This window comes from Stenotrophomonas geniculata (assembly GCF_034508895.1).
In the GTDB taxonomy this organism is placed as follows: Bacteria; Pseudomonadota; Gammaproteobacteria; order Xanthomonadales; family Xanthomonadaceae; genus Stenotrophomonas; species Stenotrophomonas geniculata.
The window spans coordinates 929,434-954,437 of sequence record NZ_CP140571.1 but is presented as its reverse complement, the minus strand read 5'-3'; the positions used below and the strand labels follow the sequence as shown (position 1 = coordinate 954,437).

Below are 25,004 nucleotides of genomic sequence, written 5' to 3'. Positions count from 1 at the left end.
CCAGGGGGCGTCGCGTGAAGATGTGAAGATTTTCAGGAGTTAATGCCGCCAGGCCTTGTTCCCGTATCGGGAGCCGGGATGGGCCGCATCGTCTTCAAAAAACCTGCCCGCAGTGCCATCCGGTCTTTTCATGGAGATTTACCGATGAACCGCATTTACCGTCTGGTTTTCAATCGTGCCCTCGGCGTAATGCAGGTTGCCTCGGAGGTCGCCCAGAATCCCGGCGGAAGTGCGATTACCGCGAAGCGGCCACCGCGATTGCGGGCGCATCAGCTGGCGGTCGCACTGGCAGCCACGCTGGCCAGTGGATCGGCATTCGCGGCCTGCACTACCGCAGGTACGACGGTTACCTGCGCCACCGGCTCCAATACCAATTCTCTGGCCAACAGCATCAATGGCGTGACGCTGGATATCCAGACCGGCGCCGAGCTCAGCGTGCCGCCGATCGTTGGCGGAAGTGCAGTGAATTTGAGTGGTAACGGCATCACCGTGAACAACCAGGGCACGGTCGATCCCACCATCAACGGTGGCCTGAGCCTGGCGGCGTCGGGCATGGTGCTGGGCAACAACACCGTTGGTGGAAACACCATCAGCGTCAACAATCAGGCAGGCGGGGCGATCAAAGGCCTGGTCAACATCGGTTCCATCTTCGGTTTCGGCGGACAGGCGCTGGTGGTGCAGAATGCTTCCGGCGGTGTCAGCAACATCGTCAACGCCGGTAGTGTGGACATGTCGATCTTTGGTGTAGGCCTGTTGACCACGGCTGATGCGGCATCGATCGTCAGCTACGGTGGTGCGCAGACCACTCTCGACAACACCGGCACCATTACCGGCCGCATAGGGTTCCAGGGTTCGGCCACGGCGGGGGCCGGCAATACCTTCCTCAACGCAGGAACCATCAACGGCAGTGTGAACCTGGGCAGTTCGGTCACCGGCAACACCTTCACCGCCGTGTCTGGTTCCAGCGTCAATACCGCCGGTATCGGCGTGGCCGGGCAGGTCGGCGCGCTTGCGGTGAATCTGGCCGCGGCCGGCATCGTCGACGGTGGTTCGGCGTCCAACAACAGCCTGGTGCTGCAGAACAGCGCCACCGGCCCGGGCAGCGGTACCGGTGGGGCGGTGACCACGCTGGGCTGGAACCAGTACATCAACTTTCAGAGGCTCACCGTCAACAGCGGTACCTGGAACCTGCAGGGGGCGTGGGCTGGTGCAGGCACGACCACGCTCAATGATGGCCTAGTCAATTTCAATAATGCCGGTTCCTTCGGCACAGGGCTGTTCACCGCCAACGGCGGTGCCATCGCCTCCTCCACGGCCGGTCTGAATCTGGCCAACGCTTTCAGCCTTGGTGGCAATCTGTCACTGGCGGGGACCAATGCGTTCAGCCTGGGGGGCGTGCTGTCCGGTACTGGCGGGCTGACGGTCAACAACACCGGCATCGTTACTCTCGGCGGCGCAAACCTGTTCTCCGGCGGCGTCAACCTCAATGCCGGCGGCCTGGTACTGGGGAATGCCGGTGCACTGGGCAGCGGCAACCTGACCGTGGGTGGCAGCGCTTCACTGGATACGACGGCGGGCTTCACCCTGGGCAACAATCTGGTGATCAATGGCGGGGGCTCGCTGAACCTGCTGGGCAGCAATGCGTTGTCATTGAACGGTTCGATCTCCGGTGCCGGCAACCTGACCAAGAACGGCGCCGGCACTCTCACCTTGAACGGCGCCAATGCGCTGACCGGCAGTTTCAACCTGGCCGGAGGCGCGTTGGCGCTGGGCGCGGGCGGCAGCCTGTCACCCACCGGTGCGATGACGCTGAGCGTTGGCACCACGCTGGACCTGACGGCAGCGGCCAACCAGACCATCGGCTCGTTGGCCGGCCTCGGCGGCTCGGTCAACCTGGGCAGCCACACGCTCACCCTCGCTGGGCTGGGCAATACCAGCTACAGCGGTACGTTCGGCGCCGGCACGGGTGGCCTCATCAAGCAGGGCATCGGTGTGCAGACTCTGTCCGGCGTCAACAACCTCAGCGGCGGCGTTGCACTCAACGCCGGCGGACTGCTGCTGGGCAACGTGGCAGCGTTGGGCAGCGGCTCGCTGTCTGTTGGCGGCAATGCCACGCTGGATGGCACGACCGGGTTGGCGTTGACCAATGCCGTCGACCTCGGTACCGGGGCCAACCTCAATCTGCTTGGCGGCCAGGCGCTGACGTTCAACGGGGTGATCAGCGGCGCGGGTGGCCTGATCAAGGATGGCGCATCGTCACTGACCCTCAACGGCGCCAATACGTTCGGCGGCGGACTGGCGCTCAACGCGGGCAGCCTGGTGCTGGGCAACGGCGGTGCACTGGGAGCAGGGGCACTGAACGTCGGCGGTGCGGTATCGCTCGACGCCAGCACCGGGCTTACCGTGGGCAATGGCATCACACTGGGCGCCAGTGGTTCGCTCAATGTGCTGGGCTCGAACGCGCTGACGCTGGGGGGTGTCATTGGCGGGGCCGGCAGCCTGGTCAAGAACGGCGCTGCCACGCTGACGCTGGGCGGCGCGAACACGTTCACCGGTGGGCTGGCGGTGAATGCCGGAACGGTGTCATTGACCAGTGGTGGCAGCCTGGCGGCGACCGGCGCGGTCAGCCTGGCCGGCGCGGGCAGCACACTGGATATCTCGCTGGGGGGCAACCAGACCATCGGCGCACTGTCCGGCATCGCTGGCAGCACGGTGACGTTGGGCAGCAGCACGCTGACCTTCGGTGATGCCACCAACCAGACCTTCGCCGGCGTGATCGGCGGCACCGGTGGCCTGATCAAGCAGGGCAGCGGCGTGCAGACGCTGACCGGCGCCAACACCTTCAGTGGTGGGCTGAATCTTGCGGCCGGCGGCCTGGTGCTGGGCAACGCCGGCGCGCTGGGAAGCGGTGCGCTGACGGTCAGTGGCAACGGTTCGCTGGACACCACTGCAGCACTCAACCTGGGCAATGCGATCAACCTTGGCGCGGCATTGACCCTGCCGGGCAGCCAGAACCTGACCCTGGCCGGCAACATCACCGGCACCGGCAGCCTGGTCAAGAACGGTGCGTCGCTGCTGACGTTGAACGGCAACAACACGTTCAGTGGTGGACTGAGCGCAAACGCCGGAAGTCTGCTGCTGGGCAACAACGGTGCGCTGGGTACCGGGGCGCTCAGCGTCGGCGGGAGTGTTTCGCTGGACGGCAGTGCCCCGCTGAGCCTGGTCAATGATGTCGCGCTCGGCGGTGGTGCGCTGCTGACGCTGCCGGGCACACAGGCGATTACTCTGGGCGGCGTGGTTTCCGGCGCAGGTGGCCTGGTGAAGAACGGTGCCAGCTTATTGACCCTCAACGGCGCAAATACCTTCAATGGTGGGCTGACGCTCAACGGTGGTGGCCTGCTGCTGGGCAATGCCGGTGCACTCGGCACGGGCGCACTGAATGTCGGCGCAAGCGCGACGCTGGACAGCAGTGTGGCGCTCAGCCTGGGCAATGCGGTGAATCTGGGCGGAGGCACGGTACTGAACCTGCTTGGCACGGAGAATGTAACGCTGGGCGGTGTCATCGCCGGAACCGGCGAACTGGTCAAGAACGGCGCTTCGACGCTGACCTTGAATGGTCCCAACACCTTCTCCGGTGGTGTCGGCCTCAATGCCGGTGTGCTGCGGCTGGGCAATGCCGGCGCACTGGGCACCGGCGCACTGGATGTGGGTGGCAACGCGTCGCTGGATGCCAGCGCCGCACTGAACCTGGGCAACAGCATCGGCCTGGCCGCAGGTGCCAATCTGACCGTGCTGGGCAGCAACGACCTGACGCTGGGTGGGCCGGTGTTCGGCGCCGGTGGATTGATCAAGGACGGTGCGGCACGGTTGACCCTGAGCGGTGCCAACCTCTATGCCGGCGGCACCACCATCAACAACGGCACGCTGGCGCTGGGGGCCGGTGGCAGCCTGGCGGCGGGCGGCGATGTGACGCTCGGCAATGCCGGCGCGGGCTTTGACATTTCCGCGGCCGGTGGCAACCAGACCATCGCTGCGTTGAACGGCGTGGCCGGAACCGCGCTGACACTGGGCGGCAATTCGCTGACCTTCGGCAGCAATGCCAACGCCACCTTTGATGGCGTGATCAGCGGCACTGGCGGCCTGGTCAAAACCGGTACTGGCATCCAGACGCTGTCTGGTGCCAACACCTTCAGCGGTGGCCTGGCGCTCAATGGCGGTGGGCTGGTGCTGGGCAACGCCGGTGCGCTGGGGACCGGCGCGCTCGGTGTGGGTGGCACCGTCAGCCTCGACAACACGGTGGCACTGAACCTTGCCAACGCGGTGAACTTCGGCGCCGGCACGCAGCTGACTCTGGGCGGCGGCAGTGACCTCACCCTGGGCGGCGTGCTTAGCGGCAATGGCAGCCTGATCAAGAACGGTGCAGGCCTGCTGACGCTCAACAACACCAATACATTCGGTGGCGGCCTGACTTTGAATGGCGGCGGCCTGGTGGTTGGCGCGAATGATGCGCTGGGAACCGGCACGCTGGCGGTGAATGCCAGCACCACCCTGGATGCGGGCGCTGCGGTGACGCTGGGCAACGCCGTGAACCTGGGATCGGGCGTGGCACTGACCCTGCCGGGCAGCAACGCGCTGACCCTGGGCGGCATCGTGGCCGGCAATGGCAGCCTGATCAAGAACGGCGCCACCACGCTGACGCTGTCCGGTGCCAATACCTACTCCGGCGGTACCACCATCAACGCCGGTACGCTGGCGCTGGGCATGGGCGGCAGTCTTGCCGCAGCGGGTGATATCACGCTGGGCGCAGGTGCTGGCTTCGATATCTCCGGTGCCGGCAGCAGCCAGACCATCGGCGCGCTCAACGGTGCGGGCGGAAGCACGCTGACACTGGGCGGCAATTCGTTGACCTTCGGCACGACCGGCAATGCCGCGTTCGACGGCGTGATCAGTGGCGGTGGCGGTCTGATCAAGGTGGGCGCGGGCGTACAGACGTTGTCCGGCGCCAACACCTTTAGCGGCGGCGTGACACTCAACGCAGGCGGGCTGGTCCTGGGCAATGACGCGGCGCTGGGTACCGGTGCATTGACCGTCGGCGGTGCCGCCACGCTGGATACAACCGGCTTGGCAACGCTGGCCAACAACATCGCGCTCAATGCCGGGTTGACCGTGCTCGGCAGCAATGCGCTGACGCTCAACGGTGTTCTTTCCGGGGCCGGCAGCCTGACCAAGAATGGCGGCGCAACGCTGACCTTGAATGGCATCAACACGTATACCGGTGGTACCAACATCAACGCCGGCACGCTGGCGCTGGGGGCCGGTGCAAGCCTGTCAGCGAGCGGTACTGTGAACCTCGCCACCGGCGCCACGCTGGATCTGTCTGCCGGCAGCGGCACGCAGCAGTTCGGCACGCTGGTCGGCAACGGCACGGTGAACCTCGGCGCCAACTCGATCGAAGTTGGCGGTGCCACCAATGGCACCTTCAGTGGTTCGATCGCAGGCACGGGTGGGCTGACCAAGGTGGGGGCAGGCATCGAGACGTTGACTGGTGCCAACACCTACACCGGCGGCACCTTCATCAACGCCGGCACGCTGGCGATTGGTCCGGGCGGCAGCCTGGCCGCCAGCGGCGCTGTGACGCTGAGCGCTGCAGGCACCGGCTTCGATATCTCCACCGCAGGGGCCAGCCAGACCATCGGGTCGTTGAATGGCGTGGCGGGCTCGACGGTGAGCCTGGGGGCACAGACGCTGACACTCGGTGGTGTGGGCAACAGCCTCTTCGATGGCGCGATTTCCGGCACCGGTGGCCTGGTCAAGAATGGCGCCGGCATCCTCACGCTGGGCGGCGCCAATCTGTTCAGTGGTGGCGTTGCACTCAACGGCGGTGGACTGGTGGTCGGCAACAACGCTGCGCTCGGCAGCGGTGCGTTGACGGTCGGAAGCAACGCGACACTGGATGCATCGACCGGCGTCAACCTGGCCAACAACATCAACCTCGCTTCGGGTGCCAATCTCGACCTGCTCGGCAGCCAGGCGCTGACACTGGGCGGTGTGATTTCCGGCACGGGCGGGCTGATCAAGGACGGTGCGGCCACCGTAACCCTGAGCGGTGCCAACACCTACACCGGGGGTACCACCATCAACAGTGGCACGCTGGCGATCGGTGCCGGTGGCAGCCTCGCCGCAACCGGCGCGGTGAACCTGGCCGGCACCGGCACGCTCGACATCTCGGCGGGCAACCAGGCCATCGGTTCGCTGGCCGGCGTGGCCGGCAGCACGGTGGCACTGGGCGGCAGCACGCTGACCCTGGGTGGTACCGTGGACAGCACTTTCAACGGTGCGATCAGCGGCAATGGCGGCCTGATCAAGAACGGCGCAGGCGTGCAGACGCTCAATGGCGCCAGCACCTTCAGCGGTGGCGTGGCGCTCAACGCCGGTGGCCTGGTGGTCGGCAACAACGCTGCGCTGGGCACCGGTGCGGTGACGGTTGGAGGCGCGGCTACGCTCGATTCGAACTCCGCGGTGACGCTGGCCAACAACTTCATCCTCAACAACGGATTGACCGTACTCGGCAGCAACAACCTCACCCTCAACGGCAACCTGAGTGGTACCGGCAGCCTGACCAAGGAGGGAGCAGCGACGCTGACCTTGAACGGCACCAATACCTATACCGGTGGCACCAACATCAACGCCGGTACGTTGGCACTGGGCGCCGGCGCGAGCCTGCACGCCAGTGGCATCGTCAACCTGGCCTCGGGTGCGACCTTCGATCTGTCGGCGGGTAGCGGTACGCAGCAGTTCGGTACCCTGATCGGCAGCGGTACGGTGAATCTGGGCGCGAACACGCTTACGATCGGAGGCGCTACCAATGGCACCTTCAGTGGTTCGGTGGCGGGCACCGGCGGCCTGGTCAAGGAAGGTTCGGGCACCCAGACGTTGACCGGCACCAATACCTTCACCGGTGGCACCACCATCAACGCTGGTACGCTGGCGATCGGCGCCGGTGGCAGCCTGGCTGCCACGGGTGCGGTGAATCTGGCCAACGCCGGTACCGCCTTTGACATCAGCGCGGGTGGCCCGCAGGCCATCGGCTCGCTGGCAGGCGTGGCCGGCAGCACCGTGGCGCTGGGTGGCAGCACGCTGACACTCAATGGCGTGGGCAACACTACGTTTGCTGGTGACATCACCGGCACCGGCGGCCTGGTGAAGAACGGCGCTGGGATCCAGGGCCTGACCGGCAGCAATACCTTCAGTGGCGGCGTGGCACTCAACGCCGGTGGCCTTGCGTTGGGCAACAACGGTGCACTGGGAACCGGCACGCTGACCGTGGGCGGCAATGCCAGCCTGGACGGCACCACCGCGCTGACCCTGGCCAACACCGTGCAGCTGGCCAGCGGCACGCTGACCCTGGCCGGCAGCAACGCGCTGACCTTGAACGGCCCGATCAGCGGTGCTGGCGGCCTGCTGAAGGATGGCGCAGCAACGGTCACCCTGGGCGGTGCCAGCACATATACCGGCACCACCACCATCAACAGCGGCACGCTGGCGGTGGCGGCCGGTGGCAGCCTGTCCGGTGCCAGCACGGTGAACCTGGCCGGCGCCGGCACGTTGGACATCAGTGCCGGTGGCAGCCAGAGCATCGGAGGCCTGGCCGGCGTAGCCGGATCCGGCGTGGTGCTGGGCGGTGCGACCCTGACCACCGGCGGCAACAACGGCAGCACCACCTTCGGCGGTGTGCTCAGTGGCACCGGCGGTCTGGTGCAGAGCGGTACCGGCATGCTGACCCTGAGCGGCGACAACGTCTATACCGGTGGCACCACCATCAACGGTGGTAGCACGCTGCAGATCGGCAACGGTGGCAGCACCGGTTCGGTGCTGGGCGACATCACCAACAATGGCAGCCTGGTCTACAACCTCGGTACCACGGCAACCGTGGGCGGCGTGGTCAGCGGCAGCGGCGGCCTCACCCAGGCTGGCAGCGGCACACTGGTGTTGACCGGCAACAACACCTACACCGGCGGTACCACCATCAATGCCGGTGGCACGCTGCAGGTCGGCAATGGCGGTGCGACCGGTGCGATCGTCGGTGACATCACCAACAACGGTGTGCTGGTGTCCAACGTGGCCGGCAACACCACGCTGGGCGGCACCATCAGCGGTACCGGTGGCCTGACCCAGGCCGGTGCCGGCACGCTGACCCTGACCGGCAACAACACCTATACCGGCGGCACCACCATCAATGCCGGTGGCACGCTGCAGGTGGGCAATGGCGGTGCGACCGGCGCGATCACCGGCAACGTCGCCAACAACGGCAGCCTGGTGTTCAATGTCGGTGGCAACACCACGGTCGGCGGTGCGATCAGTGGCACTGGCGCGCTGACCCAGGCCGGTGCTGGCGTGCTGACCCTGGTCGGCAACAACAGCTACACCGGCGGCACCACCATCAATGCGGGTGGCACGCTGCAGGTCGGCAACGGCGGCGCCACAGGTTCGATTGCCGGTGACATCACCAACAATGGTGCGTTGATTTCCAACGTGGCCGGCAATACCGCGCTGGGCGGCACCATCAGCGGTACGGGTGGCCTGACCCAAGCGGGCAGTGGGTCGCTGGTGCTGACCGGCACCAACACCTACACCGGCGGTACCACTATCAATGCTGGTGGCACGCTGCAGCTTGGCAACGGCGGTGCGACCGGCTCGATCGTGGGCGACGTCACCAACAACGGCACGCTGGTGTCCAACGTGGCGGGCAACACCACGCTGGGCGGCACCATCAGCGGCAGCGGCGGCCTGACCCAGGCCGGCAGCGGCACGCTGACCGTGACCGGCAACAACACCTATACCGGCCCGACCACCATCACTGCCGGTGGCACCCTGCAGGTGGGCAATGGCGGCGCGACCGGTGCGATTGGCGGCAGCGTCACCAACAACGGCAGCCTGGTGTTCAACGTGGGTGGCAACACCACCGTCGGCGGCGCCATCAGCGGCAGCGGTGGCCTGACCCAGGCCGGCAGCGGCACGTTGATCCTGGGCGGCAACAACACCTATACCGGTGGCACCACCATCAACACCGGTGGCACGCTGCAGGTTGGCAACGGCGGCGCGAGCGGTGCCATCGCCGGCAACGTCAGCAACAACGGCAGCCTGGTGTTCAACATCGGTGGCAACACCACCGTTGGCGGCACCATCAGTGGCAGCGGTGGCCTGACCCAGGCCGGCAACGGCACCATCACGCTGACCGGCAACAACACTTACACCGGCGGCACCACCATCAATGCAGGTGGCACGGTGCAGGTCGGCAACGGCGGGGCCAGCGGTTCGGTCACCGGCAACATCACCAACAATGGTGGCCTGATCATCAACACCGGTGGCACCACCACGCTGGGCGGCACCATCAGTGGTGGTGGCAGCATCGTGCAGGCCGGCCCGGGGGGCCTGAACCTGGGCGGCAACAGCGGTGGCTTCAGCGGTACCGGCCAGGTCACCGGCGGTGGCCTGAATGTCACCGGCAACATCGGCGGCCAGTGGACCATCGGCAGCGGCACCACGCTGTCCGGCACCGGCACCATCGGTGGCGCCGGCGGTGGCGTGACTGTATCCAGCGGCGGCGTGCTGTCGCCGGGCAATGGTCCGGGCAACGGCAGCGGTGCGGGCAATGGCACCGGCACGATCACGGTGGGGGGCAACCTGACCCTGTCGCCGGGCAGCACGCTGGGCATCGATCTGGGTGCCACCGGCAGCGACACGGTGCAGGTGGGCGGCAGTGCCAACGTGGCTGGGAGCACCGTGCAGGTGAACACCATCTCGCCGAGCACCAGCTACCAGCAGGGCCAGCAGTACACCGTGGTCAACGCGGGCGGTGGGGTGAGCGGGCAGTTCGCCTCGGCGACCACGCCGTCGGCCTTCCTGACCATCACCCCGGTCTACACCGCGAACACGGCCAATCTGCAGATCGACGTGGCGCAGACCGCGGCATTCACCACGGCGGCGAAGACGCGCAACCAGTACAACACCGCCGCAGCGCTGGACAGCCTGCCGCAGAGTGGTTCGGCACTGGGCCTGTACAACACGCTGCTGATGTATGACGCGGGTACCGCGCGCGCTGCCTTCGACCAGCTGTCCGGTGAAGTGCATGCGGCCAGCCGCGCGGTGCTGCTGTACGACAATTACCTGGAAGAGGGTATCCGCCAGCGCCTGGGCAGTGAGCTGCCGACCGTGCGTGGTGAGCGTGCTTCGGCGTGGCTGGCCGGCAGTGGCAAGGTGTTCCGCCAGGACGGTGACGGCAACGGAGATGACATCCGCTCCAACCGCAATGCGCTGATGGCGGGCTTGGACTGGCAGCTGGGCGAGCACGTGGTGCTGGGTGCGGCCGCAGGCAACGAGCGGCTGGATACGCGCCTGTACGATCGCAGTTCGCGGGCCCGCCTGCGTGGCAACACGTTCGGCCTGTATGCACAGGGCCAGTGGAACAACGGCTTCGCGGTGGGGGGCAGCGTATCGCGCGGTGACTACCGTACGCGCACCACGCGTGAGGTGCCGCTGCTGGGCCAGACCTTGTACAGCCGCCAGGACTCGGACGTGACCATCGCGCAGGTGGAGGGCAGCTGGACCTGGACCCATGGCAGGACCCAGCTGCAGCCGTACGTGCAGTTCACCAAGCACTGGGTCGACAGCGATCGCGCAGTAGAGCAGGGTGGCACTGCTGCACTGGAGCTGGAAGGCGGCAAGGACACGCTCAATGTCAGCACCGTGGGCGTGCGTGGACGTTGGGATGTGGGCAGCGGCGAGCGCTTCCCGGCACAGCTGACGGTCGGCCTCGGCTGGCAGCACGCCTCGGGTGACACCGATGTGGCCAGCCGCAACCGCTTCGCCGTCGGTGGCAACGCGTTCGACGTCTACAGCGCGGTGATGGCACGCAATGCGCTGGTCAGTCAGGTGGGCGTGGCGGTTGGGCTCGGCCGCAACAGCCAGCTGTCGATGTTCGTGCAGGGCCAGCACGGCGATGGCCGCCGTGATGTTGGCGGGCAGATCAACCTGCGCGTAGGCTTCTGAGGGGAGCGGGCCAGCGGTAGATCCACGCACTGCGTGGATGGGGCCGGGGCGGGAGCGCTAGAGCTCCCGCTCCATTTCCACGGCGTCGATCCCGGCGCCGTGGCCATCGGGCACGATCCGCGTCACCTGGAAGCCCAGCCCGGCATAGAAGCCCTGGGTGTGCTGGCTGGTACTGAGCGCGATGCGCTTGATCGAGGGATCCGCTTCAGCCTGGCGCAGGCGTGCCAGTGCCAGTTCGCGGCCCAGTCCATGCCGGTGCAGCGCGCGCTGGACCATCCCCCAGCAGAAACCGGCACTGCCGTCGCCGCGTCGCGACAGGCCGCCACAGGCCACGATGCTGCCATCGCGCTCGATGACCTGGAATGCACAGTCCGTGGCTTGTTCGCGCAGGAAGCGTTCAAAGTCGCTGCGCTCTTCGGGCGCGAAGTAGGTGGGTACGTTGCTGTCGAAAATCGACAGGCAGGCGCTGGCATCTGTGGGGTAGTAGAGGCGGAGGTTCATGGGCCCACGATAGACGATCGCCAGTAGATCCACGCCATGCGTGGATTCATGGGCGTGATGCCGTGCGTGTATCCCTCAGGCCGAGATTCCCGCCAGCACCGCATACATCACCACGAAGCTCACCAGGAACAGGTAGACGCCGCCGATGGCCAGGTAGCGCAGTACGGTCAGCGCCTTGTTGCCGCCGTACACGCGTTGCTGCATCCACAGCAGATAGACCGGTACTGCCAGCCACAACAGTGCATACAGCCATTGGCTGACGGCGCCGAATGCGGGTGATGCGAGCGCGCTGCTGCTGCCGGCGATGAGGAAGGTTGCCAGCAGCACCATCATCAGCCAGCAATGGCTGTACAGCGCCACCACCAGGTGTTCCAGATAACCCATCGCCCGCGGAATGTAGGCGACGCGCAGTACCAGTGCGAACACCGGCATCAGGAAGAACAGGGCACCGGGCAATGCGGTCAGGATCGCCTGCATGTACAGATCGGTCTTGCCCCCCATGCGCTGGATGTTGGCGTTGCCGTTGTGCAGGCGCTTGTTGAGCCAGTTGTTGGCGAACCGGGGCCAGCCGGCCATCATGATGGGGTTGGTGTCAGCGTCCCACGGTTTGCCGTTGACGGTGTGGTTGAAGAACGTGCCGTTTTCCGTCGTGGCGGCCTCCTTGCCGGCACCGGTGAGCTCGGCTTTGCGCTGCGCGGCTGCGGCATTCACTGCAGCCCTGGCCATGGCGAAGCCGGCGTTGCCGGTGCCGGGTGAGTTGGCCTGTTGTTGGTCGATCAACGCCAGCTGCGCCGCGCGGGCGGCTTCGACCTGCTCCACTGTCGTGGTCTTGGCGTACACAGAGTTGGTGCCACCGCCGATGCTGAAATCGTCGACGTGCACGAAGAGCTTGCCGACGAAGAACGTAAACAGGGTGAGGATGACGAACAGCCGCAGGGGCTGCACGTATCCGACCCGGCGGCCCTTGAGGTAGTTCAGCGCGATGCGGCCCGGCACCCAGAGATCGCGCAGCGTGCGGAAGATACGCCCATCGAGATGCCAGAAGGATTCGAACACTTCTTCGATGGCATGACCCACATGCTTGAGCGGGTTGTGCGCCGATTGCCCGCAGCGATGGCAGTAGTGGCCGTGCAGGGCGGTGTCGCAGTTTTCGCAGGCGGCGTGAGCGCTGTCGATCGAGCTCATGGGCAATGGGCCAAGCGTCGGTTGAAGGCGCCTACGATAGCGAATTTTCAGGATTCGTTCAGTTTTGTTTTGGGGTGCTATCGAGCGTGCGTAAGGCGATCAAACGCATCCACGCATGGCGTGGATCTACCGACGTCTCTGGAGGAACAAGCCCCTCTGTTGAGGGGCTGCCCCGACAGGGGCGGGGAGAAGGCAGGCAAAGGGAGGGGCCCAAACGTTGCGCAGCAACGATTGGGGCGAAGCGCGCGCAGCGCACTTCGCGTCCCGCGCCAGCTTGTTTGAGGAGCATGTGGGGAAGCAGGGGGGGGGGCGCGCGAAGAGCATCCACGCATGGCGTGGATCTACCGACGTCTCTGGAGGAACAAGCCCCTCTGTTGAGGGGCTGCCCCGGCAGGGGCAGGGAGAGGCAGGCAAAGGGAGGGGCCCAAACGTTGCGCAGCAACGATTGGGGCGAAGCGCGCGCAGCGCACTTCGCGTCCCGCGCCAGATAACTGAAAAAGGCTGCCCTTTCAGGCAGCCTTTTTCAGTTATCTGGCGGAGAGAGGGGGATTCGAACCCCCGAAGCGCGGTTTAGACGCTTACACACTTTCCAGGCGTGCTCCTTCAACCACTCGGACACCTCTCCGGGTCCCTGTCATCGGCAAACGCCTCAGCAGGGGCGCAGATTCTAGCGGGCTGCGCGGCACTTCACAAGCACCCCAGCCAGGAACCTGCGAAGGACGTGCCGGAGGCGAGGGGGCTGGACAGGCATGGCACAATGGAACATCCGATGGAAAACGGTGGCCTGATGTCCTACCTCGTCCTTGCCCGCAAGTGGCGTCCGAAGCGTTTTGCCGAGCTGGTGGGCCAGGAACACGTGGTCCGTGCGCTCAGCAACGCGCTGGACAGCGGCCGGGTCCACCATGCGTTCCTGTTCACCGGCACCCGCGGCGTGGGCAAAACCACCATCGCACGCATCTTCGCCAAGTCGCTGAACTGCGAGCAGGGCACCAGCGCCGACCCCTGCGGCCAGTGCGCGGCCTGCCTGGACATCGACGCCGGGCGCTACATCGACCTGCTGGAAATCGACGCCGCGTCCAACACCGGTGTGGATGACGTGCGTGAGGTGATCGAGAACGCGCAGTACATGCCCTCGCGTGGCAAGTACAAGGTCTACCTGATCGACGAAGTGCACATGCTGTCCAAGGCGGCGTTCAACGCGCTGCTGAAGACGCTGGAAGAACCGCCGGAGCACGTGAAGTTCCTGCTGGCCACCACCGACCCGCAGAAGCTGCCGGTCACCGTGCTGAGCCGCTGCCTGCAATTCAACCTCAAGCGCCTGGACGAGGATCAGATCCAGGGCCAGATGACGCGCATCCTGGCGGCAGAAGAGATCGAGGCCGACCGCAGTGCCATCGTACAGCTGGCCAAGGCCGCTGACGGTAGCCTGCGCGACGGCCTGTCGCTGCTTGATCAGGCGATCGCCTATGCCGGCGGCGCGCTGCGCGAGGACGTGGTGCGCACCATGCTGGGCACGGTCGACCGCACCCAGGTGGCGGCGATGCTCGATGCGCTGGCCGAGGGCGATGGTCCGCGCCTGCTGCAGGTGGTGGCTGCGCTGGCCGAATTCTCGCCGGACTGGAGTGGCGTGCTGGAAGCATTGGCCGAAGGCCTGCATCGCATCCAGGTGCAGCAGCTGGTACCGGGTGCCGCAGCGGCCGCTGAAGGCCTGGACGCGACGGTGTTCGCCGAACGCCTGCGCCCGGAAGTGGTGCAGCTCTGGTACCAGATGGCCTTGAACGGCCGTCGTGACCTGCCGCTGGCGCCGAGCCCGCGCGCGGGATTTGAAATGGCCGTGCTTCGCATGCTGGCGTTCCGACCGGCCGCAGCGGTACCGCCGGTGCCGAAGGCCGTCGACGGTGCGGTGGGTGGCACGCCGGGCGGTAAAGCCGCCGGTGGTGGCACCGGTGCCGGTAGCCACGAAGCGACGCCGGCCGCTGCCGCCGCTTCGGCCAGCCCGGCCGTGGTGGCGCAGGTGGCCGCTCCGGCGCAGGCCGCGCCGCGCGAACCTGAACCCGAACCGGAGCCGGTCCCGCAACTCGACCCTGAGCCGACGCCGGAGCCCGAGCCGGTTCCGGTGGAGGAGCCGGTGTCACCGCCGCCGGTGAAGGCCGAAGCCGTGGCGCCTCCGTCTGTTGAAGCAGAAGCGGGCGACGACCTGCCGCCGTGGGCCACCGACGAAGCCGAGGCGCGTGACGAGGCGCTGGCGGCCGAGATGGCTGGGCCGGACGCCGCCATGGTGGCGCCCTGGCATGAACCGCCGGCTCCCGTCGCGGCTCCCGGCGAGCCTGCGCCGTCCGAGCGCCCGTTCCGCACTGAAGGCATTGCCATCGCGCCGGCCGAGCCCGCGCCAGTGCAGGGGACCGCGCCGCTGGAAGGTGTCAGCGACCTGGCCAGCGCCGAGGACTGGCTGGATCTGGTTGCCAACAGTGGCCTGAGCGGCCCGTCGCGGCAGCTGGCGGCCAACGCTGCCTTCATCAGTTGCCAGCACGGGACCTTGAAACTGGGCCTTTCGCCCGGATTTGAGTACCTGCGCTCGGAGCGTGCGCTGGCGGCCCTGGGCGAGATGCTGGAGAAAGCCCTTGGCCAGGCCCCGAAGATCGTGGTCGAGACCGTGGAAATCGAGCACGTTCCGGCCGAGACCCTGCATCAGCGTGCCGACCGCCAGCGTAGTGAGCGGCAGCAGGTGGCAGAGGCTGTTTTCATGGACGATCCGGAAGTGCAGGTGCTGATCCAACAGCACGGCGCCCGGGTTGTTTCCGATTCCATCCGTTCTTTTGACGAGTAGAGACTATGCGCGGCAACATCGCCCAACTGATGCAGCAGGCCCAGAAGATGCAGGAAAACCTGCAGAAGGCCCAGGAAGAAATCGCCAGGATCGAAGTGACCGGCAGCGCCGGTGGCGGCATGGTCAGCGTGACCCTGACCGGTGCCAAGGAATGCCGCAAGGTGCGCATCGACCCGTCGCTGACCAGCGACCCGGAGATGCTGGAAGACCTGATCGCCGCCGCCTTCAACGATGCCTCGAACAAGATCGATGCCGAGTCGAAGTCGAAGATGGGGTCGGCCACCGCTGGCATGCAGCTGCCGCCGGGCATGAAGCTGCCGTTCTGATTTTCAGCGTGGCACCCGTGTAACCGGGTGCCACGGACCCTGTCGCCGTCGAGCCTGCTCGACGCAATGAAAGCCTGTCGCCGTGTCCGCACCCCTGCTTGAACAATTGATCGACGCGTTGCGGGTGCTGCCGGGCGTCGGCCAGAAGACTGCGCAGCGCATGGCCTACCACCTGCTCGAGCGTGAGCGCGAAGGTGGCCGGCGCTTGGCCGAAACCCTGGCGCTGGCGGTGGAACGCATCGGTCACTGCGTGCAGTGCCGCGATTTCAGCGAAACCGAGCTGTGCCCGACCTGTGCCAACAGCAGCCGCGAGCGCAGCCAGCTGTGTGTGGTCGAATCGCCGGCCGACCGCCTAGCCATCGAAAACGCCACCGGCTTCCGCGGTGTCTACTTCGTGCTGCAGGGCCGCCTATCGCCGCTTGATGGCATCGGCCCGCGCGAGCTGGGCCTGGAGCAGCTGGAGCGACGGCTGGCCGAAGGCGAGGTGCAGGAGCTGATCATCGCCACCAGCGCCACTGTCGAGGGCGAGGCCACCGCGCATTACCTGGCGCAGTTGGCGCGCGCACGCAAGGTGCAGCCCAGCCGTCTGGCGCAGGGCCTGCCGCTGGGCGGCGAACTGGAATACGTCGATCGTGGCACGCTGTCGCACGCGTTCGGGACGCGCAGCGAATTCCGCGATTGAGCAACGGCCGGCATGGCCGGACGTGAGCGGCCTACAATGCGGGAGACATCTCCGCCGAGGCCGACCATGAGCAACGAAACCCTCTTCAGCAAGATCATCCGTCGCGAGATCCCGGCCACCATCGTCTACGAGGATGACGAGGTGCTGGGCTTCAAGGACATCGCACCGCAGGCGCCGGTGCACGTGCTGTTCATTCCGAAGAACGAGATCATTCCGACCCTGGATGACCTGCAGCCGTCGCAGGCGCACCTGATCGGGAAGCTGGCGCTGGCTGCCGCCGAGTACGCGCGCCGCGAAGGCTTCGCACAGGACGGCTACCGCATCGTGATGAATTGCCGCGAGGATGCCGGCCAGACCGTGTTCCATATCCACATGCACCTGCTGGCCGGTGCGCCGCTGGGGCACTTCGGTACCCCGGGACGTTGAGCGCCCGGTATCCACGCCATGCGTGGATGAAAAAGGCCGCCCGAGGGCGGCCTTTTCCGTCATGCGTGTGTGGCGACGATCACCACCAGCCCCAGCGACCATAGCCGCCCCAGTACGGGCCATACGGGCCCGGGCCCCACGGGCCATAGGGGTAGGGCACCACGTCGACCTGGCGCTGTTCCGGCCACAGGTAGATCACATCGGCCGACAGCTTCGGCAGGCGGTAGTCGTACTCGCCGATGCGGGTGTTCTGGTAGCCGTCGATCTTGCCGATGAAGGTCACGTCACGACCGGCTTCGAACACCGCCGGGTCGTAGAAGCCGGCACGGCAGGCAATGAAGCGGCCGTCGCTGGCGTCGGACGAGGTGGTGTTCGGGCGGCCACTGCCATTGAGCGGGCGCGAGATGATCTGGAAGCAGGTCTCGCCCTGGCCGGGCTTGGTTTCGATGATGCGACCGCCCCAACGGACCGGCGTGCCGACCTGCTGGGTAGCGACCGAGTCGCGAGGGGAGACCAGGCTGAACTGTCCCTGCAGCGGCTTGGGGGCCGTGGCGCAGGCCGACAGGGCCAGCGTGGCCACAGCGGTGAGAAGGAACTTGGTGTTCATGGGGAGGCTCCGGAAGTCGGGCGATGCCTGCGCAGGTCCCGCAATAATGAAGCGAGGTCGGTGCAAGTTCCAGCGTAGCGCGCGTCGGCGAAACGCTGGCTGAGTGCGAGCAGGGCCGGGTCGGGGCGCTGCCGGTGTACCCGCTGTGCCCAGTCCTGTGCGGTTTCGTGCGGTTCACGGGCCAGGCCGAGGCGGGCGTAGCGCCGTCCGAGCCGGTGCCAGGCGCGCAGCAGCGGCTCGCGTTCGCGCTCGCCACGGGCCAGCAGCCAGGCCATCCACGCCAGCGCCAGCAGTGCGGCTACCACGAAGCCAGCGACCAGCTGCCCGGGGCCCAGATCGTCCAGCCCGAACGGCTTGAGCAGCTGCTGCTGGCGGCGCGCATCGAAGGACAGCACCAGATCGTTCCAGCCGCGGCGCAGCCAGTCGCCCATCTGGCCCAGCTGCAGCCAACGCTGCTGCAGTGGTGTGTCCGTGCCGGCCTGCAGGCGGTCATCCAGGGTGTCCAGGATGCGTTCCGGTGCCACGGCTGCGGTCGGGTCAACCCGGACCCAGCCGCGCTGCGGCAGCCATACCTCGGCCCAGGCGTGGGCATCCATCCGCCGCACCACCCAGTAGTCGCCGATGCGGTTGCGGGTGCCACCAGCGAAACCGGTCACCACCCGCGCCGGGACGCCGGCGTTGCGCATCAGCACCACGAAGGCCGAGCTGAAGTGTTCACAGAAGCCGGCCTTGTAGCCGAACAGGAACTCGTCGATCGGGTCGCGCCCTGCCGCAGGGGTATCCAGCGTGTACGAGAAATCGGTGGTGATCCACTGCAGCGCGCGGCGCACGATGGCCTCGTCATCGCTGCCAGCGTCCTGCCGCCATTGCTGCGCCAGCGTGGCGGTGCGCGGGTTGAAGCCGGCCGGCAGCTGCAACGTCGCGCGGCGCAGATAGGGCGACAGCGTGCTGTCGAAGCGCAGTGGCGGGGCCGAATGCAACCGCCAGCGGCTGAGCGAGGCCAGCGGGCGTTCGCTGCTCAGGCTCATGTCCGCATCCAGCACGCTGCCCGCAGGTGCGCGGCTGGGCAGGTCCAGCGCCACCAGCTGGCGGCGGTCGGTGGGCTCGTAATCGATCTGGTAGTCCCAGCCCTGTGTACCCGCTGCAACCACTGCAGCAGGTCGCCGCGCGCTGGCACGGTCGCGTGTCCAGCGCCGTCCATCGAAGGCGGTCAGTACAGGGCCGCGCCAGTAGCGCTGCGCCGGCTCGGGCGGAGCGCCGAAGAACTGCACGCGCAGCGCCGGGGTGTCGTCGGCCATCAGGTCCAGCCACTGGCCGGGTTCCATGCTGTCGGACAGCCCCGGTGTACCCACGGCGCGTTCGGGAATACCCCACAGTGGCGTGGCCAGTCGGGGGAAGAGCCAGAAGCAGGCCAGTGCCAGCGGCAGGCCGATCGCCAGCAGGCGGCCGACACCACGCAGCTGTCCACGCAGTGGCTGGCGGCCAGCATGGCCTTCATCCTGCGCCAGGCGTTGCAGTGCGATCAGTGCGCTGCCCCCGGCCAGCGTGGCCAGCGCTGTTGTCAGCGGCCCCTGGTCGAGCAGGAATGCTGCAAAGGGCGAGAACAGCGCGAAGCCGAGCAGGCTGCGGGCATCACGCAGGCTGCGCAGCTCGCTGGACTTGATCGCCAGCATCGCGGCCAGCAGCGCGCAACCGGTATCGCGTCCTGGGCGCACCACGCCCATCTGCCAGACGATGGCGCCGAGCATGCCCAGCACCAGCAGCAGGCGTACCGGCATCGGCAACACTGTCCGCCACGACAGGGCGGCAGTGATGATCGCCGCCAGCGCGATCACGCCCGCCAGCAGTGGTGGCAGCTGCAGCAGCAACGGCAACAGTGCCAGCGCCGCGCTGGCCAGGGTCCAGTTGCGGGCATTGCGGTCGAGCAGGGCCGGGGTCTCAGTCATGCGGCATCAGCGCCAGCGCGCGCAGGCACAGGTGATGATGGCTGGCGCCCTGGCCGGGCCCGAACGGTGGATGCGCAGGCAGCAGCAGGGTGTAGCGGCGGCCCTCGCGCTCGGCCACATCCACCCAGCGCGCCAATCGAGCGATGCGTGCTTCATGGCCCAGCGGCGCCAATGAGCGCCAGTCGAGGATCACTTCGATGCCGACCGGCTTTTCGTACTCGCGCACCAGCAGGCTGTCGCGGCGTGCCGAGTGCTTCCAGGAAATGCTGCGCGGCGCATCGCCCGCCCGGTAGGGGCGCAGCTGATGCAGCTCCTCGCCGCTGGCATGGGCACGGGTATGCAGCGGATCGCTGCCGCTCTCCGGCAGTGCAGGCGCCACGGCCTCGGCCAGCGGGTAGACCAGCAGCGGCTGTTCCGGCCACACCCACGACCATGCCCGCACCAGGCCCAGCGGCTGGGTGGTGGACAGGCGGATACGCGGCAGTTCCAGCCAGCCACGGCGTTCGCTGGGAACGTCCAGTTCCACTTCGCCACGGCCGTGCGCAGGCAGCGAGGTCCAGGCGTTGCTGTCACCCAGCTGCAGATGAAGGCCGTGCCGCGCACGCGGATCACGCAGTGAGAGGTCTACGCGCAGGCGCAACGGTTGCCCGGCCGGTACCGGCTCGGCCGAGATCGCATCGATCTGCACGCCGGACAACTGGAGATGCGCGGCAATGGCACTGGCGGTGGCCGCTGCGGCAAGCAGCAGGGCCAGCAGCAGCGCCGGATTGTTGTTGTAGTTCAGCGCGCCCAACAGCATGGCCACCAGCAGGGTGGCAACGAACAGGCCGAAGCGGGTGGGCAGCACATAGATGCGATGGCGGTCCAGCCGCTTCGGCAAGGCTTCGGGCCTGCGTGGCCGTGCCAGCAGCTGCATGCGTGCCCAGCGTGTGGCCACGCTCAATCCACCGCGACGGTCTGCAGGATCGCGCGCGCCAGTGCCGGTCCCGAACTGGATTCGGCTTCCGCCACCAGCCGGTGACCAGCCACTGCGACGAACAGCGTCTGCACGTCCTCGGGCACGACATGCCCGCGACCCAGCAGCAGGGCATGTGCCCTGGCCGCACGCAGCAATGCCAGGCCGGCGCGTGGTGACAGGCCGACGCGCACGCCGGCGTGCTGGCGGCTGCGGGTCAGCAGGGCCTGCACATAGTCGATCAGCGCGTCGCTGGCATGCACCTGGTTCACCGCGTCGCGCAGCGCGCGCACCTGGGTGTCATCCAGTTTCGGTACGGCGCGCGCGATCAGGTCGCGGCGGTCGCTGCCACGCAGCAGTTCGCGTTCGGCCTGGGCACTGGGGTAGCCCATCGCCAGCCGCAGCAGGAAACGATCCAGCTGCGAATCCGGCAGCGGGAAGGTGCCGGACAGGTCCACCGGGTTCTGCGTGGCGATCACGAAGAACGGGTCGGGCAGCGGATGCGTCTGTCCGTCCAGGGTGACCTGTTGTTCGGCCATCGCTTCCAGCAACGCGCTCTGCGTGCGTGGTGGTGCACGGTTGATCTCGTCGGCCAGCAGTACGTGGGTGAACACCGGGCCTGGGTGGAACTGGAACTGGCGGCTGCCGGCTTCATACACCGACACGCCCAGCACATCGGCCGGCAACAGGTCGGAGGTGAACTGCACGCGCTGGAAGCTGAGGCCGAGGCTGCTGGCCAGCGCATGCGCCAGCGTGGTCTTGCCCAGGCCGGGCAGATCTTCGATCAGCAGGTGGCCGCCGGACAGCAATGCGACGAACGCCAGCCTGACTTCCGGCACCTTGCCCAGTACCAGTGCGTTCACCTGATCCTGTGCCTCCCGCAGGGCCTGACGCAATTGATCGGTTAGCATGCTGGGATTGGGGGACGAAGCTGGCATGATCGTCTCAGATCTGGAATCCACTCGATTATCCATAGAGCAATGCAAGGCGAACAGCGCGCACGGACGATATTTCTCTGGTTATGGACGCTGGTCACAGCGGCCAAGCTGATCGTTGCCGCGCGCCTGCCGCTGTTCGTCGACGAAGCGTTCTATTGGCAGGAAGGCCAGCATCTGGCCGCGGCCTATTCGGATCTGCCCGGGCTGACCGCCTGGCTGGCCCGCCTGGGCGTGGAGATCGGCGGGCATCACGTGCTCGCGCTGCGCCTGCCATTCCTGGCCATCGGTGCGCTGCTGCCGCTGCTGGTGGTGCGCACGGCCACGCGCTGGTTCGGCAATGTGGCCGGTTGGCAGGCGGGCAGCCTCACGCTGTTGATGCCGTTGTCGGCGACGCTGGGCCTGCTGGCGGTACCGGACGTGCCGATGGCGCTGGCGGCAGTGATCTGCCTGCACGCCGGTGCGCGCCTGCTGCACAACGTGGATGCCTCCTCGGCGATGAAGCTGGCGCTGGGCCTGCTGATCGGTGCACTCAGCCACTACCGTTTCATCGGTGTCATCGGCGTCGGTTTCATCGCGTTGCTGGCATTGCCGCAGGGGCGGCGCATGCTGGCCGATCCGCGCGTGTGGGTGGCATTGGCGGTGGGCGTGCTGGCATGGCTGCCACTGCTGGCGTGGAATGCGGACAACCACGATGCCGGCCTGAAATTCCAGGTGATCGAGCGTCATCCCTGGGCGTTTGAATGGGGCGGGCTGTGGTTCCTGGTGATCCAGCCGATGCTGGTCACGCCGATCCTGTGCATGGCGATGTGGAAGGTGGCGCTGGCAGGAACCCGGAGCGGTGGCGGTGCGCGCGTGCAGTGGCGCTATTTCGGCCTGGTGGGCGGCGTATCCACGCTGGGCATTTTCGTGCTCGGCTTCTTCACTGACGTCGAGCGGATCAGCTTCCACTGGCCGCTGCCGGGCTACCTCGCATTGCTGGTGGCGGTGCCGGTGGTGCTCAACGGCTGGCCGCGCTGGCTGCGCCGCACCGGCTGGTGGCTGGCCGGCGCGGGCATGGTGCTGGCCTTCGGCTACTACCTGATGGCATCCACGCCGGCACTGCGCGAGCAGATGGCCGGCAGCAAGTACTATCCGCGCAATTTCGCCGGCTGGCAGCCACTGGCAGTTGCGGTCCATGAAGAGCTGCGGCAGATGCCGGAAGGAACGCGCGTGCTGGCCGGCAACTTCAAGGTTGGCGCCGAGCTGGGTTTCCAGCTGGGCAATGGCAACATCGAGGTACTGCCGCATCCGCTCAATGACAAGCATGGCCGCACCGCGCAGCTGGCGCAGTGGGGCCTGCTGCATGAGGGCGAGCGCACGGTGCCGATGCTGCTGGTGCTGTCACCCAGCGACCAGCGCTATCGCGAACTGCTGGAGCGCTATCACGCCATCTGCAATCAGGTGGGGCCGATGCCTGCGCCACGCGTGGTCAGCAGTGATCACGGGTTCCAGCGCTTCCTGCTGTTCCGGCTGCCGGTGCAGCGCGCAGAGGGGCCGTGCGTGACGCCGGCGATGGCGTGGCTGGATGCGCCGTCCAATGGCGAGAAGGTGTCCGGCACGCTCGCAATCAAGGGCTGGGCGTTCAAGGATGGTGTCGGCCTGGCGCGCGTCGAAGTGCTGGTCGATGGTCGCTCGATCGGTGACGCCCGCTATGGGCGTGTGTTCGACGTGCGCCACACCTGGCCGGACAGTACCGATCCGCAGCATCCGGCGGTGGGCTTCGACGCATCGTTGGATACCACCACGCTGGCTCCGGGCAAGCACTGGCTCGGGCTGCGCCTGCATGGCCGCGATGGCAGTGTGGAGGCGTGGCAGGAGCAGCCGTTCGAGGTTCGTTGAGGTCCTCTGGTCCTGTAGAGCCGAGCCGATGCTCGGCTGCTTCTGCTTCAGATGCAGGCAGCCTCGAAAAAAGCAACCGAGCATGGGCTCGGCTCTACAGTTCAGGGCACCGCGAAACCGGCCCTGCGCAGCAAACCGCATACCGCGATCAGCGGCAGGCCGACCAGCGCGGTCGGGTCGCGGTTGTCGATGGCGTCGAACAGGCTGATGCCCAGGCCCTCGCATTTGAAGCTGCCGGCGCAGTCCAGCGGTTGCTCGATGGACACGTAGCGGGCGATTTCGTCTGGCTCCAGTGCGCGGAAGCAGACTTCGGTCAGATCGACGGCCGTGAATGATTCTCCGTCACGGCTGAGACAGACGGCGGTGTGGAAGCGGACGGTCTGCCCCGACATCGCTGCCAGCTGCGCACAGGCGGCCTCGACCGTACCCGGTTTGCCCAGTGGCTGGCCGTTCAGGTCTGCGACCTGGTCCGAACCGATCACCCACGCGCCGGGGTGGCGGGACGCCACCTCGGCCGCTTTGGCGGCGGCCAGGCGGGTGGCCAGGGCCAGCGGAGCCTCCCCGTTCATGGGAGTCTCATCCACCTCCGGACGTGCGCAGTCGAAGGGCAGGCCCAGCCGTTCCAGCAGCTCGCGACGGTAGCGGGAGGTGGAGGCCAGGACCAGTGACATGCGAGAATACCGGGGCAGGGCATGGCAGTCTGGCGTGTCCGCAGCGCCAGCAGCAAGTCCTGTATGGCGGGCATTTGACAGTCGCCGCCCGGATCCTTAGTATTCAGCGGCTTATGTCCGCGAACGTGCCCGAAACGCTGGATGCCTGGCGGATGGTTGTAGCGCGAAGGCGCTTCGACGGTCAGGTGTCCCTGGCTGAATTGACCCGCCTGCAGGGGTTGGTCGCAGATACCGACGGTGAGTGCAATTACTCGCTTGAATTCGGTCGCGACGACGTCTTGCGGGTATCCTATGTGGAATTGATCATCGACACCGCGCTGCCGCTGACCTGTCAGCGCAGCATGCAGCGATTCCTGTTGCCGGTGAAGGTGACCCAGAGGCTTGGCCTGATCCGCGACGAGGACGAGGAATCGTCCCTGCCGGAGGAATACGAGGCGTTGCTGGTGCCGGAAGATGGCCAGCTGAAGCCGCTGGATCTGGTCGAGGACGAACTGGTGCTGGCGGTGCCGGTGGTACCGCTGTCGCCCGACGGTGAAGCAGTCGACAAGGACTGGGCGCCGAGCGAAGAAGAAACGAAGAAGGCCAACCCGTTTGCGGCGTTGGCGGTATTGAAGAAACAATAGCAGCCGGTTGTCGTCGGCGGCTGCGGCGAAAGCGAAAAGTGTGCTGGGCGCTGGCGTCCTGTGCGACGAAACGACGAAGCAAAACGAACCGAGTTTGGAGCAATCCCATGGCTGTCCAGAAATCCCGTGTTACCCCGTCCCGCCGCGGCCAGCGCCGTTCGCATGACGCCCTGAGCGCCAAGCAGCTGTCGACCGACCCGACCACCGGCGAAGTGCACCTGCGTCACCACATCACTGCCGATGGTTTCTACCGCGGCAAGAAGGTCATCCAGACCAAGACCTCGGCCGTCGAAGAAGATTGATGTGCCGGGAAGGCCGCTGCCTCCGGGCAGCGGCCTTTGCCTTCTTCCCCGGGTGTGCCGGTGATCGGCGGCCCGCGCAACAGGAAAC

Annotated in this window: 15 protein-coding genes and 1 tRNA gene; 8 read left to right on the top strand and 8 right to left on the bottom strand. The window is 66.8% G+C overall.

Going from position 1 to position 25,004, the window contains the following annotated elements; genetic code table 11:
* Window positions 1-144 precede the first annotated feature (144 nt).
* Window positions 145-11,049, top strand: coding sequence for an autotransporter-associated beta strand repeat-containing protein (locus tag RI032_RS04530; protein WP_322547929.1), 10,905 nt, complete (start codon window positions 145-147; stop codon window positions 11,047-11,049).
* Window positions 11,050-11,106: 57 nt separating this feature from the next.
* Here the strand turns inward: RI032_RS04530 and RI032_RS04525 are convergent, their stop codons facing one another.
* From RI032_RS04525 to RI032_RS04515, 3 genes are all read right to left on the bottom strand, one after another.
* Complete coding sequence (locus tag RI032_RS04525; RefSeq protein WP_164191859.1) at window positions 11,107-11,550, bottom strand: GNAT family N-acetyltransferase; 444 nt, start codon at window positions 11,548-11,550, stop codon at window positions 11,107-11,109.
* 75 nt (window positions 11,551-11,625) lie between these two features.
* On the bottom strand, window positions 11,626-12,735 hold the full coding sequence (locus RI032_RS04520; RefSeq protein WP_322547928.1) for a DUF3667 domain-containing protein: 1,110 nt from the start codon (window positions 12,733-12,735) through the stop codon (window positions 11,626-11,628).
* Window positions 12,736-13,267: 532 nt separating this feature from the next.
* Window positions 13,268-13,360 (bottom strand) — tRNA-Ser (locus tag RI032_RS04515).
* Window positions 13,361-13,504: 144 nt separating this feature from the next.
* Between RI032_RS04515 and dnaX the strand changes: the two genes are divergently transcribed.
* The 4 genes from dnaX (at window position 13,505) to RI032_RS04495 (ending at window position 16,996) form a co-directional block, all read left to right on the top strand.
* Window positions 13,505-15,562, top strand: coding sequence for a DNA polymerase III subunit gamma/tau (dnaX, locus tag RI032_RS04510; RefSeq protein WP_322547927.1), 2,058 nt, complete (start codon window positions 13,505-13,507; stop codon window positions 15,560-15,562).
* A gap of 5 nt (window positions 15,563-15,567) precedes the next feature.
* Window positions 15,568-15,888: a YbaB/EbfC family nucleoid-associated protein gene (locus RI032_RS04505; RefSeq protein ID WP_019659509.1), complete on the top strand. Its 321-nt coding sequence runs from the start codon at window positions 15,568-15,570 to the stop codon at window positions 15,886-15,888.
* A gap of 82 nt (window positions 15,889-15,970) precedes the next feature.
* The gene (recR, locus tag RI032_RS04500) at window positions 15,971-16,570 is read left to right on the top strand and encodes a recombination mediator RecR (protein WP_100447841.1); all 600 of its coding nucleotides are present in this window, start codon (window positions 15,971-15,973) and stop codon (window positions 16,568-16,570) included.
* Window positions 16,571-16,636: 66 nt separating this feature from the next.
* Complete coding sequence (locus tag RI032_RS04495) at window positions 16,637-16,996, top strand: histidine triad nucleotide-binding protein (protein WP_014646179.1); 360 nt, start codon at window positions 16,637-16,639, stop codon at window positions 16,994-16,996.
* A 79-nt stretch (window positions 16,997-17,075) separates the two neighbouring features.
* Here RI032_RS04495 and RI032_RS04490 read toward each other — a convergent pair whose 3' ends face one another.
* The 4 genes from RI032_RS04490 to RI032_RS04475 are packed head-to-tail and all read right to left on the bottom strand — an operon-like array spanning window position 17,076 to window position 21,442.
* Complete coding sequence (locus RI032_RS04490; protein WP_005408301.1) at window positions 17,076-17,603, bottom strand: Slp family lipoprotein; 528 nt, start codon at window positions 17,601-17,603, stop codon at window positions 17,076-17,078.
* On the bottom strand, window positions 17,600-19,549 hold the full coding sequence (locus RI032_RS04485; RefSeq protein WP_143994353.1) for a transglutaminase TgpA family protein: 1,950 nt from the start codon (window positions 19,547-19,549) through the stop codon (window positions 17,600-17,602). Before RI032_RS04485 ends, RI032_RS04490 begins: the two co-directional genes overlap by 4 nt.
* On the bottom strand, window positions 19,542-20,465 hold the full coding sequence (locus RI032_RS04480; protein ID WP_322548260.1) for a DUF58 domain-containing protein: 924 nt from the start codon (window positions 20,463-20,465) through the stop codon (window positions 19,542-19,544). The genes RI032_RS04485 and RI032_RS04480 overlap by 8 nt, the downstream gene beginning before the upstream one ends.
* A 23-nt stretch (window positions 20,466-20,488) precedes the next feature.
* Window positions 20,489-21,442 carry an AAA family ATPase gene (locus RI032_RS04475; protein WP_043398214.1) on the bottom strand — a complete coding sequence of 318 codons (954 nt, stop codon included), beginning with the start codon at window positions 21,440-21,442 and terminating at the stop codon, window positions 20,489-20,491.
* Between the two features lie 42 nt (window positions 21,443-21,484).
* Between RI032_RS04475 and RI032_RS04470 the strand changes: the two genes are divergently transcribed.
* Complete coding sequence (locus tag RI032_RS04470) at window positions 21,485-23,320, top strand: glycosyltransferase family 39 protein (protein WP_043398217.1); 1,836 nt, start codon at window positions 21,485-21,487, stop codon at window positions 23,318-23,320.
* 101 nt (window positions 23,321-23,421) lie between these two features.
* On the opposite strand, the gene RI032_RS04465 is transcribed toward RI032_RS04470, so the two are convergent.
* Window positions 23,422-23,991, bottom strand: a complete 570-nt coding sequence (locus RI032_RS04465; RefSeq protein ID WP_143994350.1) for a Maf family protein — start codon at window positions 23,989-23,991, stop codon at window positions 23,422-23,424.
* A gap of 113 nt (window positions 23,992-24,104) precedes the next feature.
* Between RI032_RS04465 and RI032_RS04460 the strand changes: the two genes are divergently transcribed.
* Window positions 24,105-24,614, top strand: a complete 510-nt coding sequence (locus RI032_RS04460; RefSeq protein WP_322547926.1) for a YceD family protein — start codon at window positions 24,105-24,107, stop codon at window positions 24,612-24,614.
* 107 nt (window positions 24,615-24,721) lie between these two features.
* The gene (gene rpmF, locus RI032_RS04455) at window positions 24,722-24,916 is read left to right on the top strand and encodes a 50S ribosomal protein L32 (RefSeq protein ID WP_005408308.1); all 195 of its coding nucleotides are present in this window, start codon (window positions 24,722-24,724) and stop codon (window positions 24,914-24,916) included.
* The last annotated feature ends 88 nt before the right edge of the window (window positions 24,917-25,004 follow it).